The organism is Enterococcus ureilyticus, from assembly GCF_001730315.1.
Classification (GTDB): domain Bacteria; phylum Bacillota; class Bacilli; order Lactobacillales; family Enterococcaceae; genus Enterococcus_L; species Enterococcus_L ureilyticus.
This window is the reverse complement of sequence record NZ_MIKC01000005.1, coordinates 14,109-34,823: the sequence shown is the minus strand read 5'-3', so window position 1 is coordinate 34,823 and position 20,715 is coordinate 14,109. Positions and strand designations below refer to the sequence as shown.

Here is a 20,715-nt window from a genome sequence, read left to right as displayed (position 1 = left end):
TCATGTGATGAATTGTGCAGACGAATACGAAAGAATATGCGATAAATCTCATAGCAGAGGATATAAGTTGCTATAATAAAAGTATTTTGGCCCTAAACTTAGCGACGAGATGATTGCAAGCTACTACGATATTTCCAGGTAAGTAGCCAATAGTCAAATCAAAGAGGCGATCAATGATTTTTCTATATTGTTATACGGCGTTGAAGCGTTAGAGATTAAGTGACTAGTTGCATTTCGGTTGCAAAGCACTTACCACAATGCTACATTTTCCATTGTATAATGATATTGTGGAATTAAACCAAACATCAAACGAAAGACAATCACATAGAAATAAAAGCTAAAACCAACTTTTCAGTATTGATGTTTGGATTGTTTCCGTTAAGTTGATGGAGAATCTAAGAATAGACCACTCACATAGTGCCATTCTTAAATCAACCGTTGACTGAGAAAACACTCACAGGTAAATACATAGTTTACAAGCTGTGGGTGCGGTACATAAAGGCAAAAACGGTTAGACCGTTTACCGCTCAATTGCTAAGTTTTGGTTGAGATGGTTATAGTATTTAACGACAATGCCTTCATTTCCTATAGGACAGATACGCTCTGGCGTGAAGGCTCTTAAATTAATTTAGGGTGCTTTGCGCCTACACAGTCATCGTTTATGCGGTAGCTTTTTATCAAATGTGTATCAATAAAACTATCTTTATGTTATAATTAAATTACTATGAATTAAGGAGTGATTTTTTTTATGAAAAAGAAATTGTTTATAAGTGGTGGCTTAGTAGTTTTAGGGTTGCTTTTAAATGCTTTATCGCCGGTGACAGCATTGGCTGAGGATCTATTACCTAGCGAAGTATATTATCGTGATCATATAGCAGTGTATGAAGTGAATGCGAAGTCACCGCAACTAAAACAAAACGAACAACTTGATCCAGGAGGCGCGGCTATAGGAGGCGGCGGTTACGTAGGATCTGGCAGAGCAAGTAGCGGCAGAACAAGTTCTCGAAAAAGCTCGAGTTATAGGTCTCCTAGTGGTAGAAGTTCGTCTAGGCGAACTTCTGCATCTAGCAGATAACAAAATAATAAACAAACAAGGAGACAGCTCAACAGCTATCTCCTTTTCTTGTGTCGCGGTTTATACTGCTTATCCCTGTGACGGTGATAGATACCATTCGGTATTTTAACCATGGATAAAGTTTTAAACAGTAAATCTAATATGGCAGTACCTCCTTATGAGGTCGCCGAGTCAATAATATAGCATAATCAACTAACCGTCATTCGTGGCCGTTGTTTTCTATTTAATCAGCAAGGAGGTTGTGACAATGTATGACGATATAGATATCAAGGCGACGAAAGAAAACGCTCGGAGCTTGTTAGCTAAGTACAGACGTTAGAGCAGAAACTACAAATTTAAATAATTAGCTGAAGCTATCATGTGCGCTGTTAATAAATGTGACGAGATGGAACGCGAGATCCTTTATAAAAAGTACGTTGATTACAACGGTAACAACTGCAGCAAGATATACATCGAAATGAACGTATTGGAATCAACTTTCTATCGATATTTAGAAACAGCTTTAAAGCATACGAAGAAGGTGATTTGTTGGTGTATAAGGATGGGCTAGAGCATGTTGAATAGATGTATATCTCAACCGTTCTATCGGTCCGCTAAGTGACAGAAGACGAGGGCTGCTGACATCAAGTCAGTAGGAGGTCTGTCTGAACATTGCATGAAGAAAGGGGAAATTGTACTTGGCAGAATTGCGGATCATGTTATCTACATTAGAATAGAAGAAACACGTTTATTTTTTTGCATAAACAATTTAAGCAAAATTTTTTGAAAAATTAGAAAAATTTAACTTACGAGATTTTTTTATATATGATAGCATAAACTCTGCTACAAAAATCAAAGAGGAGTGTCTATATGCCGCAAAATAAAAAAGAAGGAATATTTTTTACAACGATTGTCTGTTTTTCAATGGTGCTTTCTATGAGTGCCTATAATCTTTTACTACACGGACAATTTTCACTAAGTAATCTATTGGTAGGGCTTGTTCCAGGTTTTATCGTTGCCTTTTTATTCGATGTCTTAGTTGTTGCAACACCTGCTAAAAAAATTGCTTTTGCTCTACCGATCAATAAATCAAAAAAAATTCATATGATCATTGCTGTTTCTAGTTGTATGGTTTTGGGAATGGTCTTTTTTATGTCAATGTATGGTGTTGTCATGCAATTTGGGTTTACACAAAATTTCTTAGGCTATTATATTGGAGGCTTTTTTAGCAATTTAATTATGGCGTTGCCGCTACAATTATTGATTGTCGGTCCGCTTTGCCGCTGGATTTTAAGTAAAAGTCGCCAAAGCAATTGGTTGAAAGAAAAGAATCAAATCAGCGAGTAGGCTTGTTGAAACGAGAAGAAATTGTGGCAAATGTTCTTCTCGTTTTTTCCTTTGTTAAAAAAGGGTATAGCTTTCCAAAAGCACTATAACCTTGTTATAATTAATAGAAACTTGATTAACAGGGGGCCTTCAACGATGGAAATACATGAGCGAATTGTCAGGTTATTAAATTCAAGTACCGTATTTTTGATTTCAACAATTGATAAACGTGATTTTCCAACGGTTATTACTGTTTCTGAACCGCTATGGAGAGAGGGCTTATTGAAGTTACAATTTTATTTAGATGGACATGGTGAAACAGTAAAAAATATTCAATGTAATCAAAACGGATCGGTTTGTTGCTATCAAGAAATTGAACATGAGAGTCTGCTTTTAAAAGGGAAGTTTGCCATTGAGCAGATTGAATCAATGGAAATGATCGAACCTAAATTATCCTCCTATCAAAAAGAATTGAATCATCCAGAACCTGTCTTGGTTACTTTCGAAACTTGGACAGCTAGAATACATATGGATAAGAAAACAAAAGACATTATTGTTTAGCAGTACAGTCAGTCGTTTTTTTGATCATTTATTGTGAAGAGCTGAGAGAATAAACGATCTCCGCTCTTTTTTGTTTTTCAAGGAGAAAAAATATTTTTAAGCAAAAATAATTGTTTTTCGTAATGTCTTAATAAGTGTTCATAAAATCTTCGAGGATTTTTATGTTTGGGTTAAGTTGTGTTGGCTATAGTTGAGTTACATCAATTAGTACAGTTCATAAATGATAAAGGGGGAATGGCAATGTACGCTGTAAAAGTATTACATGGCTATATTGGTAGAGACGGGCAACGTACAAGAGATAAAAAAAGTGTTCGAATCTTTCAAACTAAAAATTATGCAAAAAAATTCGCTGATAAAATTGGCGGTCGAGTAAAGGAACTTGATTAACGTACTAAACTAACAGGAAACGACTACCCCAAAATAATATTATTTTGGGGTAGTCGTTTCCTGTTGATTCTAAATATAAAGATCGAAAACGGCAATTTCAGGGGGCACTCTAAACCGTGCTGGAATTTTTGTCGTTCCCAACCCTGTATTGACATAGAGAGTTGTGTTGTTTGCTAAATCATAAAAGCCAGTGAAATACTTTTCTGCCAACGTATTCTTAATAGTAATAAAAGGGAGCTTGATTTGACCGCCGTGGCTGTGACCCGATAAAATCAATTGAACATTGTGATCAAGAACGTCATCAGCTTTATCTGGCTCATGACTTAGTAGAATAGTATACTCACTTTGACGATCAACTAAAGTGTCATCGATGGATGAATTTCCCAATATGGAATCATCTAAACCGCCGATATAAACTGATTTTTCGTTAGGCAATGAGACATTTATGCCCGTATTTTCTAGTAGCTGAAAATCTGCAGCTGCTAAAATATCGGGGTAAACGCGAGCCGCACCACCGCCATAATCATGATTGCCCCAAACCGCGTATTTCCCTAGAGGAGCTTTTAAGCGGCTCAAAGCGGCGATTACTTCTTCGGCTGGTCCGTATTTAGCGTAGTTATCGAATAAATCACCTGTAAATACAATGATATCTGGATTTTCATTATTTACTTTTGTTACGATTTTTTCTAGTTGGGTAACAGGATATTTTTCTTGAATATGAATGTCTGAAAGTTGAACAACTTTGACTGGTTTTTTTCCGTCATTATTTCCAATTGTGTAGTTATGTACAACAATCCTTTTTGGTTCTATAAAAAAGGCATAAACGATTATACCGATGATAGCGAACAGAGTTAAATAGATAAAGTATCTTTTCTTCATTCAGTAACCTCACTTTCGTTTTAAACTATAACTGAAATAAATTAAAAAAGAATAAAATTAGCGCTTATACTGGAGAAACTTTAGAATAATTTAGAGGTTGTATGTCTTCGGTGTTTTTCAAAATCATTATTTGTTATAATAAGAAAGAACCTATTTTGGAAAGAAGGATGAAAAAAATGATGGCAAGAGTAAATAAATTAAGAACATTGATGAAAAAAAACGATCTTTCAGGGTTTTTAGTGACAAGTCCGTATAATTTACGTTATTTAACGAATTTCACAGGAACAACTGGATTAGCCGTTATCACGTTGGACAAAGCTTTTTTTATAACGGATTTTCGTTATACTGAACAAGCAGCAGAGCAAGCACAAGGGTTTGAAATCATTCAAAATTCTGGTCCGATTTATGATGAAGTTGTGGCTATCGCAGAAAAAGAACAATTGGCTAATTTGGCATTTGAAGAAACGTTTGTTAGTTTTGCAGAATATAGCTTATTAGAAGAAATTACACCGTGTGATTTAATTCCAGTAGCAGGCTTGATCGAAGAGCTTCGTGAAGTTAAAGATGAAGAAGAAATTGCGATTATTGAAAAGGCGTGCAGCATTGCAGATATGGGCTTTAAGCACATTTTGACGGTAATCAAACCAGGTATGACGGAAATTGAAATTGCCAACCAATTAGATTTTTATATGCGTTCTTTAGGTGCTTCGGGCGTATCTTTTGAAACAATCGTTGCAAGCGGTGTTCGTTCAGCAATGCCTCATGGCGTTGCGAGTCAAAAGGTTATCGAAAAAGGGGATTTGATCACACTAGATTTTGGCTGTTATTATGAAGGCTATGTTTCAGATATGACTAGAACCTTTGCAATTGGGGAACCAGATAGCAAATTAAAAGACATCTACCAAATTGTTTTAGAAGCACAATTAAAAGTATTAGATGAGGCAAAACCTGGCTTAACAGGTATTCAATTGGATGCGATTGCTCGTGATCATATCGTTTCTTATGGCTACGGTGAGGCATTTGGTCATAGTACAGGTCACGGGATTGGTTTAGAAATCCACGAAGGACCAAATGTTTCCTTTAGAGCAGATCAACAATTTGTTCCTGGAAATGTAATTACGGATGAACCAGGAATTTATCTGCCTGGCCTTGGAGGTGTTAGAATCGAGGACGATTTATTGATTACTAAAGATGGGAATCGAGTACTGACACATTCCCCTAAAGAATTGATTATATTATAAAAATGAGCATACTCATAAGAAAAAAACAGTAGATTTCTGGAGTGACCCTTTATTTTAAGCTCAAACCGTTTTTGACTCATTTTCTCATAGTTTTTTTGGTAGCGAAACGAGTGAATTAATGATAAACTATGGAAGAATGGAAACATTAGATAGGTAAATGGATAGAAGCTTTGATGATTTAAAAAGTTTCTTGTCATAACTGAATGTCAACTACGTTTGTGTGTTTATCTAGCTACGCTTTTATTATAAGGAGGATTAAAATGACTGACGAAAAAAATCTAGTGATCAATACAAAAGATTCTTTAGGCGAAATCGTGATTGCGCCGGAAGTAATTGAAGTCATTATTGGTATTGCAGCATCTAAAATTGATGGTGTATATGGCATGCGAGGAACATTTGCTAATAATGTAACAGAATTTTTAGGCCGTGCCGCTCACGGTAAAGGCGTTTATTTAAGAGCTGAAGAAGAAGGATTAAAAGTCGATATTTATTGTTACTTAAATTATGGCATCTCTGTCCCTAAAGTAGCATTAGAGATGCAAGATCGTGTGAAACAACAGGTATTATTCATGACGGATATCGATTTAGTAGAAGTGAATATTCATGTCGTCGCTGTTGTTCCTGAAAAGCTTCCTGAACCAGATTTTGATGAATTATTCCCGGAAGATGAGGGCGAAAATGAGTAAGCCAAGTTTTACTCGTCGAGAGATTCGTGAAAAAGCGCTTCAAGCGTTATTTCCTTTAGATTTTAATGTTGACTTAACAAAACAAGATGCAATTTCTTATGCATTAGAGTTAGATAATCAAGAAATCATTAGTGAAGACGGAGAAGAATTTGTTCCAACTTACTTAGATTTATTGGTAGGTGGCGTTTGTGATCGAAAGGCAGAACTTGACGAGGTTATCAAAAAACATTTAGGGAACAATTGGTCAATCACCCGTATTGCTAAAATGGATCTGATCATTTTACGGATAGCGATTTTTGAAATGCTTTATGTGGGAGATGTTCCTAACACAGTCGCTTTAGACGAAGCAATTGAATTAGCGAAAAAATATAGTGACGACCGTTCAAGAAAATTTGTTAATGGTGTCTTATCGAATGTAATGAAAGAAATTGATTCAAAGTAGAAATACTTTGAATCTTTTTTGTTGTGAATCACTACGACTGGCTTAGCCAGAGTAGATGATGAACAATACAAGGCGTGTAAAGGGAGAGAAGTTTCATTGATATACAATTCAAGGAGATAGACAGTATAGAGTGTTAAGACTAGCAGAATTATGCTAAAATAAAAGAATATAATCAAAAAATGAGGAGTGATCTTATGGGAGAGTTAATCAACGGCCGCGAATTAGCAGATAAAATGCAAGCACAAATCAAAGAAGAAGTGCAAGACCTTGAAAAAAAAGGCATTCATCCTGGGTTAGTTGTATTATTAGTTGGTGAAAATCAGGCAAGTCAAACCTATGTGAAAAACAAAGATTTGGCTGCTGCTAAAATCGGTATTCGCTCGAAAATCGAACGTTTGCCGGAAACTATTTCAGAAGTAGAGCTACTTTCTGTAATCGAACAGTACAATCAAGATTCAAATTACCATGGTATATTGGTTCAGTTGCCGCTACCAAAGCATATTGATGAAGAAAAAGTTTTGTTAGCTGTTGATCCTAACAAAGATGTCGATGGTTTCCATCCAATGAATATGGGGCATTTATTCATTGGTGAGCCGACGATGATCCCTTGTACTCCTTATGGCATTATGAAGATGTTTGAAGCCTATAATATTGACCTAGAAGGAAAACGTGCAGTTGTGATTGGTCGCAGTAATATCGTGGGTAAGCCAATGGCTCAATTAATGATGATGAAAAACGCGACGGTAACGATTGCCCATTCAAGGACCGTTGATCTACCAGCAGTAGCAAAAGAGGCGGATATCTTAGTTGTTGCAATTGGTCGGGGGCATTTTGTGACAAAAGAATTTGTTAAACCAGGTGCAGTCGTGATCGATGTTGGCATGAATCGAGATGAAAATGGCAAACTGATCGGGGATGTAAAATTCGACGAAGTTTCAGAAGTTGCGAGCTTTATCACACCAGTACCAAAAGGTGTGGGTCCGATGACCATCACGATGTTGATGTATCAAACAGTTGAAGCCGCTAAAAAACAAAAGTAAGGTGAGAAGATGGAACAGCAGTATTTAACAGTCACAGCTTTAACCAAATATTTGAAACGTAAATTCGATGCTGATCCATATTTAGAACGGGTTTATTTAACAGGCGAAATTTCCAATTTTCGTCTGCGCCCAAATGCACATCAATATTTTAGTATAAAAGATGATGGTGCTAAGATTTCTGCGATCATGTTTAAATCTGCTTTTCAAAAACTAAAGTTTCAACCAAAAGAAGGGATGAAAGTCTTATTGGTTGGTCGGGTTTCACTATATGAAAGCGGGGGCTCTTATCAAATTTATGTCGAGCATATAGAGCCGGATGGTGTGGGAGCTTTATATCAAGCTTTAGCTGAGTTGCGTGAAAAATTAGGCAAAGAAGGTTTGTTTGAAGGACCTAAAAAGCTATTACCTCGATATCCTAAGCGGATTGCAGTGGTTACTAGTCCAAGCGGCGCAGTGATTCGAGATATTATTACGACAGTCAAACGAAGATATCCGATCGCTCAATTGGTCTTATTTCCAACACTTGTTCAAGGAGATCAAGCGGCTGATGATATTGTTCGTAATATTCAACGCATTGAAGAACTTGGGACATTTGATACAATGATCATTGGACGTGGTGGTGGCTCGATCGAGGATCTGTGGCCTTTTAACGAAGAAAAAGTTGCTAGAGCCATTTATCAAGCAAACACACCGATCATTTCTTCAGTGGGACATGAAACGGATGTGACGATTGCCGATATGGTAGCAGACGTCAGAGCCGCAACGCCAACGGCTGCAGCTGAGTTGGCTGTCCCTGTTTTAAATGAAGAATTGCTAAGGATCAAGGAACGACAAACGCGTTTAGAGCAAAGCTTCCTTTATCAACTACAACAAAAAAACGAGCGTTACCAACGATTGAAAAACTCCTATGTATTTAAACAGCCTGAGCGTTTATATGAAGGTCAAACGATTAAATTAGATCGAATCAATCAAAGACTGTTTCAATCGATGGAAACGATTTACCATCAAAAGCAACGAACAGCACAGGAAATCATTGCACAATTTAGACAACAAACACCGCTTGGACAAATTAGAGAAGGACAGCAGCAACTAAGTTTTTTGGCTAAATCACTTCATGACCGAATGGATCAATACATGAAAGACAGACAAAAACAATTTACTTCTGCTGTTCAGCAACTTGATTTGTTAAGCCCGTTAAAAATCATGGGCCGCGGTTACAGTTATACGACCAAAGATCAACAAGTGATCAAGTCGGTCAATGAATTACAAGTAAAAGAAAAAATCCAAATCCATTATGTCGATGGATTAGTAGATACGGTGATTGAGAAAATAACACCAGTTGAAGAGGAGTAGAAAGATGGCCAAAGAAAAAGCAGTCGAAAAAACATTTGAAGAATCATTAGCTGAATTAGAAGAAATCGTTCAGCGTTTAGAACGTGGTGATGTTCCTCTAGAAGAAGCCCTATCAGCCTTTCAAGAAGGGATGGTTTTAAGCAAACAATGCCAAGATACTTTGGAAAAAGCAGAAAAGACATTGACGAAAGTTATGACGGCAAACGATGAAGAAGTCGCTTTTGAAGAAAGTGAGGAAAATTGATGGAAGATTTCAATGATTTTCGTGAGCAGAGTCTACCGCTTATAGAAAAAGAAATGGAAAATTTTATCAATGACTACACGACAAATAACCAACTAAAAGAAGCAATGTTGTATTCGATTCGTGCAGGAGGCAAGCGATTTCGTCCACTTCTAGTATTAGCTGTGCTTCAGGCTTTTAACAAAGAAGTGCAAACACATGACTATCAAGTAGCGGCAGCCTTAGAAATGATTCACACATATTCCTTGATTCATGATGATCTACCTGCAATGGATGATGATGATTTAAGACGCGGTAAGCCAACAAATCATAAAGTATTTGGAGAAGCGCAGGCAATACTAGCTGGCGATGGTTTACTGACCGCAGCATTTCAATTAATAGCTATCAGCCAAATTGAGTCAGATCAAAAGATCTTGCTGATTCAATTATTAAGTAAGGCGGCTGGTACCCAGGGAATGGTCGCAGGCCAAGCAGGAGATTTACAAGGTGAAAATCAATCGCTCTCTTTGAGTGAATTAGTGGATATCCATGAAAAGAAAACAGGGGCTTTGATTGAATTTGCACTTTTGGCAGGCGGTATTTTAGCTGAGCAACCAGAAGAGATCGTTCTTTTATTAGGCACATTTGCCCAACATTTAGGGTTGGCGTTTCAGATCAAAGATGATTTATTGGATGCGACTAGTTCAGAAGAAGCGTTAGGAAAACAGGTTGGACGTGACGAAGCGTTACACAAAAGTACCTATCCAAGCCTACTGGGTTTAACGGGTGCTAAAGAAGCGCTAGAGGAACAATTGGTTTTTGCCAGTACGGTTCTAGAGACAATAAAGCAAACTAGCTGTGAGTTTCATTCGGAATTATTACAAGAATTAGTCGAACAATTGCGATTATGATAGAAAGAAGGCCCTTATGAAAAAAGAGCGCGTAGATATTTTAGCGTTTACTCAAGGATTATTTGAGACAAGAGAAAAAGCCAAACGAGCAGTGATGGCTGGATTAGTTTATAATGACAAGAATGAACGGTTGGATAAACCAGGTGAGAAAATCTTGATTGAAACGCCACTTCAGGTAAAAGGACAAACATTACCTTATGTGTCGCGTGGCGGTTTGAAATTGGAAAAAGCTTTAGACGTATTTGGTCTAGATGTTGCTGGGAAAACCATGTTAGACATCGGTTCTTCAACTGGCGGATTTACGGATGTCGCTTTGCAAAATGGTGCGCGTTTAAGTTATGCGTTAGATGTGGGTTACAATCAGTTAGCTTGGAAGATTCGTCAGGATGAACGTGTAGTAGTCATGGAACGAACGAATTTTCGTTACAGTACACCAGAAGATTTTCAAGAAGGTGTTCCAGATATCGCCACGATTGATGTATCATTTATTTCACTAAAACTAATCTTACCTCCACTGCACAACATTTTAAAACCTGGTGGGAAAGTTGTCGCCTTGATCAAGCCGCAATTTGAAGCCGGAAAAGAATTGGTTGGTAAAAAAGGAATCGTTCGAGAACCAGAAACCCATAAATTTGTGTTGAATGAGATTCTTACATTTGCACAAGAGCATGGTTATTCAATTGGCGGCTTAGATTTTTCTCCTATTACAGGCGGAGAAGGAAATATAGAATTTTTGGCTTACTTGACGTCTGTAGAAGGTCAAGGTAGTCTTGAAGTTACAGTAGACATAGATGAAACTGTAGCAACTGCACACCAACAATTAAAAAAATAGAAAAAAACAAGTACCAGTATACACTGAATAATCGTCGTGTACGCTAGTGCTTGTTTTGTTTGTGCTTAAACAGTTGCTGTTATATCCGTATCTTTGACATGTTTTTTATACTCATGTGCTTGTTCTGATTTGTCATGAAGAGGATTCCAGACTTGAGCAAAAAATGGACTATGTTTAGCTAATTCATGATAATTCCAGCTTGTTCGCTCACATTCATCACACCAATGTCCACCTTCTAAAATCAGACGAGGGCTGGCAGAAAATGTATGCCCCTTATGACAGACGAAAGCCAATTGAGTCGTCCAATCGCCTGTGGTCATTGTTTCTGAAAGACAAGTGCCACCTCTAAAGTGAGCCGCTTGCTGCAAGTCGTTGATGGTTAATTCTGCTTCTGGTTTTGCTTCGTCATAGCCGTGATCCAATACAATCGCATCGCCATCTGGGCGATAAAGAATAAAGCGATCCCAGCCAGGAATCTTAGCCCACTGTTCTTTTGAAATGAAGAAAGGATTTAGTTGTTCATCTTGATTGTGAATAAGCCAATGTAAGGTACCAGTATCAGTTAAAGCAACTTGCTCATTCCCTTGCTTGATCATAGCCGCAATCTGTTGACTCGTCATAACAGGTGCATTTTCCGGCGCTTGTTCACGCATCACTTTCCCATAATAACGAACAAAATCTTCTGTTGTTTGCGAACGGAAATGAAGAAAATCATTTAATTTATCTGAATCTAAATACCATTGACCGTGGAAATTATGTGTAGCGTACCAATTTGGCTCGCACACGTCTTTAAACTGTTCAACACCGATTTCCTTCATCATAGCAGCCATTAATTCATAATTTGTGTTTCGACAGTCTTCACCTCCGCCGATATTGTACACATGTCCCCAGAAATCACTATCGACCCACTCCTCGCAAGCATTGGCGCACAGCACACCAGAATCCTGATCGGTCACCCATTCAAGAACATTATTTAACGGTTGATGAAAAGCGATCCCTTCATTTAAGCTGAATTCTTTGATCGACATGATGCCAGTCTGACGTAAAGACACCCAATGTTTGATGCCAGATTCAATAACTGCACGTTCAGCTGCGATTTTTGATACAGCATAATAATCATGAACACTGGGTTTTAGAGGGTCCCCGATGCGTCCCCAATGAATAGGTGCTGTTCGATCACCAGTTTCTGCTACGGTCCCGATATTGACCAACTTAATCTCCTCTTTGTTGGGTTGAGCTAAAATCGCTTTGATTAAATTTAGAGTACCGCCATAATTGATTTTCATTGCATCGGCAGGATAACGATCAGCTGCAGGAGAGACAAATGCAGCACAATGAATCACAAAGTCACAGCCAGTGACACATTGAAGGACATCGTCATAATTTACAAGATCCCCCCAGTAGATTTCTAGGCTAGAATTATTCTTGTACTGTTCCATAAATGTTCGATTTTTTTCTGAATCTCTTGCTAAAGTAACCACTTGAAATCGATCAGATCGATTTAAGAGCTGCTTCATTGTTTCGCCGCCCATCGTACCTGTTGTACCAGTAACAAACACTCTTTTTTTATTCATATAAACTCTCTTCCTTTCTTTGATGTAGTTGTAATGTTAGCGCTTTCTTGTTCGATTTGTCAATAGTAGATGACTTTTTTTGAATAGGATTAAGTATTTCTTTAGATGAAAAAACAAGTATTCAATAGATAACATGAACTAGATCGTAGCTAAAGACTTGCATATTCCCATGGATTCTTAGCTTTTACACTTTCAAAATGAATAAAAATACGCTATGATAAAATGGAAATGAAACGAAAAAGGGGTCAATTATTTATGAGGAAAAAGGATCGGCATCGTTTGATTACTCGTTTATTAGCTGATAAAAATATTCAGAAACAAGAAGATTTTGTTATATATCTAGAAGAAAAAGGAATAGAGGTCACTCAGGCAACAATTTCTCGTGATATTAAAGAAATGAAGTTGATCAAAGTTCCTTCAATCGATGGTGGTTATCGTTACAGTATTCCCGCTGAAACAAAAGAAGATACGTCGGTAAAATTAGAAAAATTATTAAAAGATGCATTTGTTTCAGTTGACCAGATGGAAAAGCAGGTTATTTTGCGTACTATACCAGGGAATGCTGCGGCTGCTTCCAATTTAATAGAAAAGCATTATAAAGAGATTGTTTTTGCCACACTCAATGACGATGATGGTGTTTTGATCATTGCACGCACTGAAAAAGATGCTGAATTTTTAAAAAATGAATTTTTCCGATATCTATAAAATCGAGGTGAATAGAAATGCTGCAAGAACTTTCTGTAAAGAATTTTGCGATCATATCCTCTTTACAATTAGAATTCCAGATGGGAATGACTGTCTTAACAGGTGAAACGGGTGCAGGTAAATCAATTATTATCGATGCCATGAGCTTGTTGACTGGGGGAAGAGGATCAAGCGATTATATCCGTCAGGGTGCTTCAAAATGTACATTAGAAGGTTTGTTTACAATGCCTAAAAATCAAGAATTGTATAACCTTTTACATGAGCTAGGCATCGAAATGGATGAAGAATCGATCGTGATCCAACGCGATATTTCAACTTCTGGTAAAAATGTTTGCCGCGTCAATGGTCGGATCATCAATATCGCAAATTTACGTAAGGTCGGTGAATTTTTAGTTGATATCCATGGTCAAAATGAGCATCAAGAATTGATGCAAAGTGAGAAACATTTAGGTATGTTGGATGATTTTGGCGGTAAAGAGTTGCTTAAAATAAAAGAACGATATGAAGAGTTGTATTCTGAATACCGTATGATCGAAAAAAAAGTTAGAAATCGTCAAAAAAACGAAAAAGAATTTGCACAGCGGATGGATATGCTACAGTTTCAAAGCGATGAGATTGCTAGCGCAGAACTTGTCTTAGGTGAAGAAGAACAATTGATCGAAGAACGAAATAAGTTAGGGAATTTCCAAAAAATCGCAGATGCATTAGCAACAAGCTATGAAGCCGTTAATGGAGAGTCTGAAAGTAGTCTGGATAAAATTGGCTATGCAATGAATGAACTATTGTCGATTGAAACACTTGATCCAGAATACAAAGCAATCTCAGAAGCATTTCAAAATAGTTATTATCTGCTGCAAGAAGCAAGCGGCGACTTGTCGCGGCATATCGATAGTTTAGAACTGGATGAAAACCGCTTGAATGAAGTTGAAACCAGATTAGAACTAATTCGGCAGATGAAAAGAAAATACGGTGAATCGATCGAGTCGATTCTTGATTACTATCAAGAAATCACGCGTGAGTTGGCGGATGCTGATTTTCTAGAAGGTCGTACGGGTGAATTGGAATCATTACTGGTTGAAAAGAGAAATCAGGTGATTGAAAATGGCTTGAAGTTGAGAACGATCAGAAAAAAAATTGCCAAAAAATTAGAAAAAAATATTTTGCGAGAATTAAAAGAATTATATATGGAAAGAACGGTCTTTGATATTCGCTTTACAGAATTGGCCGAAGAACAAATCACAGAAGAAGGGTTGGACCAAGTTGAATTTTATATCACGACGAATCCAGGTGAACCATTAAAACCTTTAGTTAGAGTAGCTTCAGGTGGAGAGCTTTCTCGTGTGATGTTGGCATTGAAAACTATTTTTTCTAAATCTCAAGGAATCACTAGCATCGTTTTTGACGAGGTAGATACAGGTGTGAGCGGACGCGTTGCCCAAGCAATTGCCGATAAAATCTATCAAATCTCTGAAAATTCACAAGTTTTATGTATCACCCATCTTCCGCAGGTTGCAGCTGTTGCGGACTACCAGTATTTTATTGAAAAGGAAATTATTGGTGAGCGGACTGAAACGAAAGTCCGTAGATTAAATCAAGATGAACGTGTGGCAGAGATAGCCCGCATGCTTTCTGGCAGTGAAATCACTAAACTAACCATAGAACATGCTAAAGAATTACTGAATATGGCTGGAAATGAGCGGAAAAGTCGTTAAAAAACTTTTTGAATACAGTAAAAAATGGAGAAGAACAGACGATGCTTTACATCATGTTCTTCTCCTAATTGTTTATTTAGTTGATTATCCTAAACTCATTACAGCAGTCAAAATTGTTGAGCCAGCAATGGCAATCAGCATCAACCAAACAACGATTTTTGTGACTTTAGAAAATGTACTTGTCTTTTTATCGTTCATTGATCATACACATCCTTATTCTTTACTTCCTACAGTTTACATCCTTTTGGTAAAATCAGCAACTAAAAATTTTACAAAAGGTTTCGTTTCTTTAGCCTGTGGATAACGAAAACGCAAGTCGCTGTAGTTATGATAAAAATCCAAAAAAAGGCATCTTCACGATTTGCAAAAGGGAGTTTAACATTCATTCCAAAAATTCCCCCGATGATCGTTGGGATCGTTAAGACAATTGTCAAAGAAGTCAAAATCTTCATGACATTATTTAGATTGTTGGAAACGATAGCTGAAAAAGTGTCACTGATTTTATCTACAAGTTTTAATTGGATCTTCGTTGTTGTGGCCGCTTGTTTCGTTTCGACAAGAATATCATGGAGGCGTGGTAAATGTGCTCTGGGATCTTTGAAAAGACTGGCACTATAAAGCATATTTAACACGTCAAGATTGGAATTGATCGCCGATTCGAAATAGACTAAACTTTTTTGGATATCCATAATTTGATAAAGCTGGCTATTTTCTGTAGAGACTTTTAGTTCGCCTTCTAATTTATTCGTTTCTTTGATCAACTCTTTTAAAAAACGATTATAGCAAGTTGAAATGTGCCAAGATAAATATAAAATAAGTGTCTCTTGAATTGGTAATTCAATTGTTGGAACTTCTGTAGAAAGAGCCTTTTTTATAAAATCAGCAGAATTATTAATCACTGTAATTACTTTTCCATCAGTCGTTAAAATGACTGCAAACGGAAAGGTATTTAACTGAGTATACCCGCTGGGGCTAATTGTTGCATGGGGATACTGAATCAACATCAGGGCAGGTTCTTCCAGTACATTTTGATGAAGACCTTCAAAACGAGAATTTTCGTCATCATCTAGTACACCTGTGATATAATCTTTAGGGAGCTTGTAAGTCGTGACTAAGTGATCGATTTCTTCTTCAGTAGGCTTTTCAACAGCAAGCCAAACTGTATCCTCTGTATCGGTTCTCGATGGAGTGAAACGTCTATTTTCTATTTTCAAATAATTGATCAAAGTGCCACCTCATTTTTTCAAATCTATTTTCCTCCATTATAATAGACTTGACCTGTTTTTGGCGAATAAAGGCCTTAGAAATTAGTATTATTTAGGCATGAACATTTAAACGAAATGAAACACAGGTGTAAAGAAAATAAAGTATAGTTAATAAAGCGTGTTACGAAAGGAATTGTTAGTAAATGGTGTCGTTTTCAGTCATTATGCTTTTTTGGTATGTTTTTCCAGTAATTGTGTTATTTGCGTGTAATTTTATTATTTCAACGTTTTCCTTAACGGAACGTTTTAAAGTCAAAGCACCAGATATCTCGATTCCATTTTTATTTATAGGATTAAATGAACTATCCAAAGACAGTTATGGACAATCAATTGTGCCTTATATGATCATCTCTGTTTTATTACTCGGTATTTGTGTGGCAGTTTTTCAAGCCTATTATTATGGGGAAATTCTGTATGGCAGATATTTTAAAATGTTTTGGCGCTTAGTCTTTCTTCTTAGCTTAGTCTTATATGCAGTACTCGTTTTATTAAATATCCTCCATTATTTTTCATAAAATAGAATAGGTTGGGCAGCTATCTGCCCACTTCCCCCCACGCATCCTGTTTGTAATATTTTTATGAGAGAGTTGACGGAGAAATAAACAGATGATTTCTTTTAAAAATCAATTACATAGATGATGAGAACGCTTTTCTTCGAAATTAAACCACAAATTGAAATATTACAAACTTTTTAAATAACTATTAAAAGAAAGAAGATTTATTGTTTTTGGTGGTAGAAAGTGGTGGGATGTGGTAGACTGTTTCTATCAAGTGGAAAAGTGGGAGGAATTGGCTATGTTTATGGGTGAATTTCAACATAATATAGATGCCAAAGGCCGGCTCATCGTACCAGCTAAATTTCGCGACCAATTGGGTGAGAAATTTGTGGTAACTAGGGGAATGGATGGCTGTTTATTTGGTTATCCAATGTCCGAATGGGAGCAATTAGAGGAAAAGTTAAAAGAAATGCCTCTAGCTAAGAAAGATGCCCGCACATTTGTCCGCTTTTTTTACTCGGCTGCTACGGAATGTGAGATCGATAAGCAAGGTAGGATCAATATCCCTGCCGCTTTGAGAACACACGGTAGTTTGGAAAAAGCTTGTGTAATCATCGGTGTTTCAAATCGAATTGAGATTTGGGATGAAGCCCGTTGGCAAGAATTTTCAACTGAAGCTGAAGAAAATTTTGATGAAATTGCAGAAACAATGATTGATTTTGGTTTTTAGAAAGAGGAGCATTATGACGGAAGAGTTTCAGCACTATACTGTTTTATTAAAAGAAACAGTTGACGGCTTACATGTGAAAGAAGATGGCATTTATGTCGATTGCACATTGGGCGGTGCAGGTCATAGTGAGTACCTACTCTCGCAATTAGGGGAGCATGGGCACTTATACGCATTCGATCAAGACCAAAAAGCTTTGGACTTTGCAGCACAACGATTAAAAAAATATGTTGATCAAGGCATGGTGACTTTTATCAAGTCGAATTTTCGACATTTAAAACAACAATTAGCGAATGATGGAATCGATCATGTCGATGGTATTTTATACGATTTAGGAGTGTCTTCTCCGCAATTGGATGAAGCTGAGCGTGGATTTAGCTATCATCAAGATGCGCCGCTTGACATGCGGATGGATCAAGATGCACCCTTATCTGCTTATGACGTCGTTAATGATTACAGCTATCACGAATTAGTGAAGATTTTCTTCCGCTATGGTGAGGAAAAATTTTCTAAGCAGGTTGCTAGAGAAATCGAACGAGTACGGGAAAAAGCACCGATCGAAACAACTAGTGAATTAGTAGAAATCATTAAATCTGCAATCCCTGCACCTGCTAGACGTAAAGGCGGACATCCAGCCAAACGAATCTTTCAAGCCATTCGAATTGCTGTGAATGATGAGCTAGGTGTTGTAGAAGAGTCGTTAGAGCAAGCAATTGCTTTACTGAATAAAAATGGTCGAATCAGTGTGATTACATTCCACTCTTTAGAAGATCGAATTGTAAAAAACATGTTTAAAGAATATAGTACGATGCAAGATTTACCACCAGGTCTTCCAGTGGTTCCAGAAGAATTCCAACCAGAATTAAAAGTTATTACTAGAAAGCCGATTTTACCAGGTGAGACTGAATTGGCTGAGAATAATCGCTCACGAAGTGCTAAATTAAGAATTGCCGAAAAAGTTAAATTAATCTTATAAAGAAAGGGGTAACGACATGGCTGAGCTAAAAAAAATGGAAGATTTTCAATATGATATTCCAGTAATTGATGAACCAGTCATTGGTCCTGAACATGAGCCTAAGGTTCAAAGAAATGTAGACCTACCCCAATCTCCTAAAAGGAAGTTGAGAAATATCTCACTTTTAGAAAAGACAATCGGCTTTTTATTACTCGTAGCGATTATTGGTATAGCAATTCTCACCATTCAAGTACGTACCTCCATTACACAAATGACCAATGAAATCACTGAAACACAAGCAATAATCCAAGAAAAAGAAGAGTCTGCATTGAAGCTAGAACAACAAAAAAATGAATTGTCAAAAGCAGATCGTATCAAAGAAGTTGCTAAAAACAGAGGTCTTTCAGATAACCTTGATAATATAAGGAAAGTGAAATAAATGAGCATAAAAAATAAAATAAAGAATTTTGTCAAAAAGAAGAACTTAAATCCAATGAACAATCGTAAAAAAGTAGGCATTATTTTATTTGCTACGAGTATTGGATTGTTCTTTTTATTTGCCTTTAGATTAACGTACATTGTAGCTGTAGGAAAGGTTGCAGGTGTTTCTCTTCCTGAAAAGACAGCGAATCTTTATCAAGGCAGCAGTGTGGTCAAAGCGAAAAGAGGAGCTATTTTAGACCGTAACGGGGAAGTTATTGCAGAAGATGCTACCTCTTATTCCGTTTATGCGATCTTGTCTGAGACTTATTTAGGTGAAGAAAATAAAAAACTTTATGCACAGAAAAAAGATTTTCAAACACTAGCAGAAATCTTAGATAGAAATACTGAGCTGACCAAAGATGAAGCATTGGGTTTTCTTAATAGTGGAGTAAATGAAGATGGAACTGTAAAATTCCAAGTAGAATTTGGTTCTAAAGGAAAAGATATCACATTAGAAACAAGACAAAAAATTGAAGATGAACTAAAACAAAATAAACTTGCGGGTCTCTATTTTGAAGGCCATCCAGCAAGAATCTATCCAAATGGCGTCTTTGCTTCTCATTTTATTGGATATACTGACTCTGCCGACGCAGAGGACGATTCAAAAGGGTTAATCGGAAAAATGGGAATTGAAAAATCGTATAATGACATCTTAAGTGGACAAGATGGCAAAATCGATTACGAAAAGGATGTATACGGAAATCCTTTACCTGGGACAGTTGCTAGTGAGAAGAAAGCTGTTGATGGAAAAGACATCTATACAACGCTGGATACTCGTATTCAAAGCCGCTTAGAATCATTGCTCGATCCAGTGGTAGAAGAATTCAAGCCGGAAGATATGACGGCAATGTTAATGAAAGCTAAAACAGGAGAAATTCTCGCGATGTCACAACGCCCATCGTTTAATCCGGAAACAAAAGAAGGATTAGACAAAGACACAGTTTGGCGTAATATTCTCGTAGAAGATAAATTTGAACCTGGTTCAACTATGAAATTATTTACGGCAGCAGCAGCGATGCAAGAAGGGAAATTCAGCCCTAACACAACGTTTACTTATCCAGCCGGTGGGTACAAGTTAGATGACCGTACAGTGAACGATCATGATTATGGTGCGGTTGGGCCATTAACATTCCGTCAAGCGATTTCTTGGTCTAGTAATGTCGGAATGCTGACATTGGAACAGGCGATGGATCCAACTGGTGAAGTTTGGAAAAGCTATTTAGAAAAATTTGGGTTTGGAAAATCAACGAATTCAGGCTTAGCAGGAGAATCTGCTGGAGAACTTCCTGGTGATAACTGGGTCGATCTAGCGATGTCATCGTTTGGTCAAGCTGTTTCGGTAACAAATTTTCAAATGATGCAAGCTTATACAGCGATTGCAAATGATGGTTCTATGTTGAAGCCACAATATATTAGTAAAATCGTGGATAAGGATACTGGTGAAGAAAAAGTAACTCAGACAGAGAAAGTGGGTCAACCTGTAATAACTCCGCAAGCCGCAAGCGATATTCGGACTTATATGGTTGATACTGTAGAAGATCCTAATTATGGGATTGCATATGATGTATATTCAGTTCCAGGTTATCATGTAGCAGCTAAAACGGGAACGGCTCAAATTACTGGAGAAAATGGTTATATGGCAGGACTAACAGATTACACCTACTCAGTGGTAGAAATGGTTCCAGCAGATAACCCTGAATATATTTTGTATCTTACAATGAAAAAACCTCAAACTTATACAAGAGAGGCGCTTGCAAAAATTGCGAATCCATTAATGAAAGTGGTAATGGATTCAATGGACAGTGAATCAACAGAATCGGTAGATGCAGCGAAATAAATAGTTAAAAGAATATCAAGGTAGACCA

Annotated in this window: 23 protein-coding genes; 19 read left to right on the top strand and 4 right to left on the bottom strand. The window is 37.1% G+C overall.

The window, feature by feature from the left end:
* The first annotated feature begins 748 nt into the window (after positions 1–748).
* From BCR24_RS03925 to BCR24_RS16815, 4 genes are all read left to right on the top strand, one after another.
* The gene (locus tag BCR24_RS03925) at positions 749–1,075 is read left to right on the top strand and encodes a hypothetical protein (protein ID WP_069639267.1); all 327 of its coding nucleotides are present in this window, start codon (positions 749–751) and stop codon (positions 1,073–1,075) included.
* Positions 1,076–1,924: 849 nt separating this feature from the next.
* Positions 1,925–2,401 carry a DUF2798 domain-containing protein gene (locus tag BCR24_RS03920; RefSeq protein ID WP_069639266.1) on the top strand — a complete coding sequence of 159 codons (477 nt, stop codon included), beginning with the start codon at positions 1,925–1,927 and terminating at the stop codon, positions 2,399–2,401.
* Between the two features lie 135 nt (positions 2,402–2,536).
* The gene (locus BCR24_RS03915; RefSeq protein ID WP_069639265.1) at positions 2,537–2,941 is read left to right on the top strand and encodes a hypothetical protein; all 405 of its coding nucleotides are present in this window, start codon (positions 2,537–2,539) and stop codon (positions 2,939–2,941) included.
* 240 nt (positions 2,942–3,181) lie between these two features.
* Complete coding sequence (locus BCR24_RS16815; protein WP_167351662.1) at positions 3,182–3,328, top strand: hypothetical protein; 147 nt, start codon at positions 3,182–3,184, stop codon at positions 3,326–3,328.
* A gap of 69 nt (positions 3,329–3,397) precedes the next feature.
* Here BCR24_RS16815 and BCR24_RS03910 read toward each other — a convergent pair whose 3' ends face one another.
* Positions 3,398–4,207, bottom strand: coding sequence for a metallophosphoesterase (locus BCR24_RS03910; protein WP_069639264.1), 810 nt, complete (start codon positions 4,205–4,207; stop codon positions 3,398–3,400).
* Between the two features lie 176 nt (positions 4,208–4,383).
* Here BCR24_RS03910 and BCR24_RS03905 point away from each other — a divergent pair, with 176 nt between their 5' ends.
* The 8 genes from BCR24_RS03905 (at position 4,384) to BCR24_RS03870 (ending at position 10,932) form a co-directional block, all read left to right on the top strand.
* The gene (locus BCR24_RS03905) at positions 4,384–5,448 is read left to right on the top strand and encodes a M24 family metallopeptidase (protein ID WP_069639352.1); all 1,065 of its coding nucleotides are present in this window, start codon (positions 4,384–4,386) and stop codon (positions 5,446–5,448) included.
* Between the two features lie 260 nt (positions 5,449–5,708).
* Positions 5,709–6,134: an Asp23/Gls24 family envelope stress response protein gene (locus tag BCR24_RS03900; protein WP_069639263.1), complete on the top strand. Its 426-nt coding sequence runs from the start codon at positions 5,709–5,711 to the stop codon at positions 6,132–6,134.
* Entirely contained in the window at positions 6,127–6,576 is a 450-nt protein-coding gene (gene nusB, locus BCR24_RS03895) for a transcription antitermination factor NusB (RefSeq protein ID WP_069639262.1), read from the top strand. The genes BCR24_RS03900 and nusB overlap by 8 nt, the downstream gene beginning before the upstream one ends.
* Before the next feature lie 194 nt (positions 6,577–6,770).
* Positions 6,771–7,616 (top strand): bifunctional methylenetetrahydrofolate dehydrogenase/methenyltetrahydrofolate cyclohydrolase, encoded by an 846-nt coding sequence (locus BCR24_RS03890; RefSeq protein ID WP_069639261.1) that lies wholly within the window; start codon positions 6,771–6,773, stop codon positions 7,614–7,616.
* A 9-nt stretch (positions 7,617–7,625) separates the two neighbouring features.
* Complete coding sequence (gene xseA / locus BCR24_RS03885) at positions 7,626–8,969, top strand: exodeoxyribonuclease VII large subunit (RefSeq protein ID WP_069639260.1); 1,344 nt, start codon at positions 7,626–7,628, stop codon at positions 8,967–8,969.
* Between the two features lie 4 nt (positions 8,970–8,973).
* Entirely contained in the window at positions 8,974–9,213 is a 240-nt protein-coding gene (locus tag BCR24_RS03880; RefSeq protein ID WP_069639259.1) for an exodeoxyribonuclease VII small subunit, read from the top strand.
* Positions 9,213–10,100: a polyprenyl synthetase family protein gene (locus BCR24_RS03875; RefSeq protein WP_069639258.1), complete on the top strand. Its 888-nt coding sequence runs from the start codon at positions 9,213–9,215 to the stop codon at positions 10,098–10,100. Before BCR24_RS03880 ends, BCR24_RS03875 begins: the two co-directional genes overlap by 1 nt.
* Positions 10,101–10,116: 16 nt before the next feature.
* A complete protein-coding gene (locus BCR24_RS03870; RefSeq protein ID WP_069639257.1) occupies positions 10,117–10,932 on the top strand; it encodes a TlyA family RNA methyltransferase in 816 nt (271 codons plus the stop codon).
* 65 nt (positions 10,933–10,997) lie between these two features.
* Here the strand turns inward: BCR24_RS03870 and BCR24_RS03865 are convergent, their stop codons facing one another.
* On the bottom strand, positions 10,998–12,506 hold the full coding sequence (locus BCR24_RS03865) for an NAD-dependent epimerase/dehydratase family protein (protein ID WP_069639256.1): 1,509 nt from the start codon (positions 12,504–12,506) through the stop codon (positions 10,998–11,000).
* A 255-nt stretch (positions 12,507–12,761) separates the two neighbouring features.
* Between BCR24_RS03865 and BCR24_RS03860 the strand changes: the two genes are divergently transcribed.
* A complete protein-coding gene (locus tag BCR24_RS03860) occupies positions 12,762–13,211 on the top strand; it encodes an arginine repressor (protein ID WP_069639255.1) in 450 nt (149 codons plus the stop codon).
* Between the two features lie 17 nt (positions 13,212–13,228).
* Entirely contained in the window at positions 13,229–14,923 is a 1,695-nt protein-coding gene (gene recN, locus BCR24_RS03855) for a DNA repair protein RecN (RefSeq protein WP_069639254.1), read from the top strand.
* A gap of 84 nt (positions 14,924–15,007) precedes the next feature.
* Here the strand turns inward: recN and BCR24_RS16365 are convergent, their stop codons facing one another.
* Positions 15,008–15,121: a DUF4044 domain-containing protein gene (locus BCR24_RS16365; RefSeq protein ID WP_083244299.1), complete on the bottom strand. Its 114-nt coding sequence runs from the start codon at positions 15,119–15,121 to the stop codon at positions 15,008–15,010.
* Positions 15,122–15,192: 71 nt separating this feature from the next.
* Complete coding sequence (locus BCR24_RS03845) at positions 15,193–16,149, bottom strand: magnesium transporter CorA family protein (protein ID WP_069639252.1); 957 nt, start codon at positions 16,147–16,149, stop codon at positions 15,193–15,195.
* A 182-nt stretch (positions 16,150–16,331) separates the two neighbouring features.
* On the opposite strand from BCR24_RS03845, the gene BCR24_RS03840 reads away from it, so the two are divergent.
* The 5 genes from BCR24_RS03840 to BCR24_RS03820 all read left to right on the top strand — a co-directional run bounded on the left by BCR24_RS03840 (position 16,332) and on the right by BCR24_RS03820 (position 20,687).
* Positions 16,332–16,703 carry a DUF3397 domain-containing protein gene (locus BCR24_RS03840; protein ID WP_069639251.1) on the top strand — a complete coding sequence of 124 codons (372 nt, stop codon included), beginning with the start codon at positions 16,332–16,334 and terminating at the stop codon, positions 16,701–16,703.
* A gap of 280 nt (positions 16,704–16,983) precedes the next feature.
* Entirely contained in the window at positions 16,984–17,415 is a 432-nt protein-coding gene (gene mraZ, locus BCR24_RS03835) for a division/cell wall cluster transcriptional repressor MraZ (protein ID WP_010762855.1), read from the top strand.
* A 13-nt stretch (positions 17,416–17,428) separates the two neighbouring features.
* Positions 17,429–18,388 (top strand): 16S rRNA (cytosine(1402)-N(4))-methyltransferase RsmH, encoded by a 960-nt coding sequence (gene rsmH / locus BCR24_RS03830; protein ID WP_069639250.1) that lies wholly within the window; start codon positions 17,429–17,431, stop codon positions 18,386–18,388.
* A gap of 16 nt (positions 18,389–18,404) precedes the next feature.
* On the top strand, positions 18,405–18,806 hold the full coding sequence (gene ftsL, locus BCR24_RS03825) for a cell division protein FtsL (protein ID WP_069639249.1): 402 nt from the start codon (positions 18,405–18,407) through the stop codon (positions 18,804–18,806).
* The gene (locus BCR24_RS03820; RefSeq protein WP_069639248.1) at positions 18,807–20,687 is read left to right on the top strand and encodes a peptidoglycan D,D-transpeptidase FtsI family protein; all 1,881 of its coding nucleotides are present in this window, start codon (positions 18,807–18,809) and stop codon (positions 20,685–20,687) included.
* The last annotated feature ends 28 nt before the right edge of the window (positions 20,688–20,715 follow it).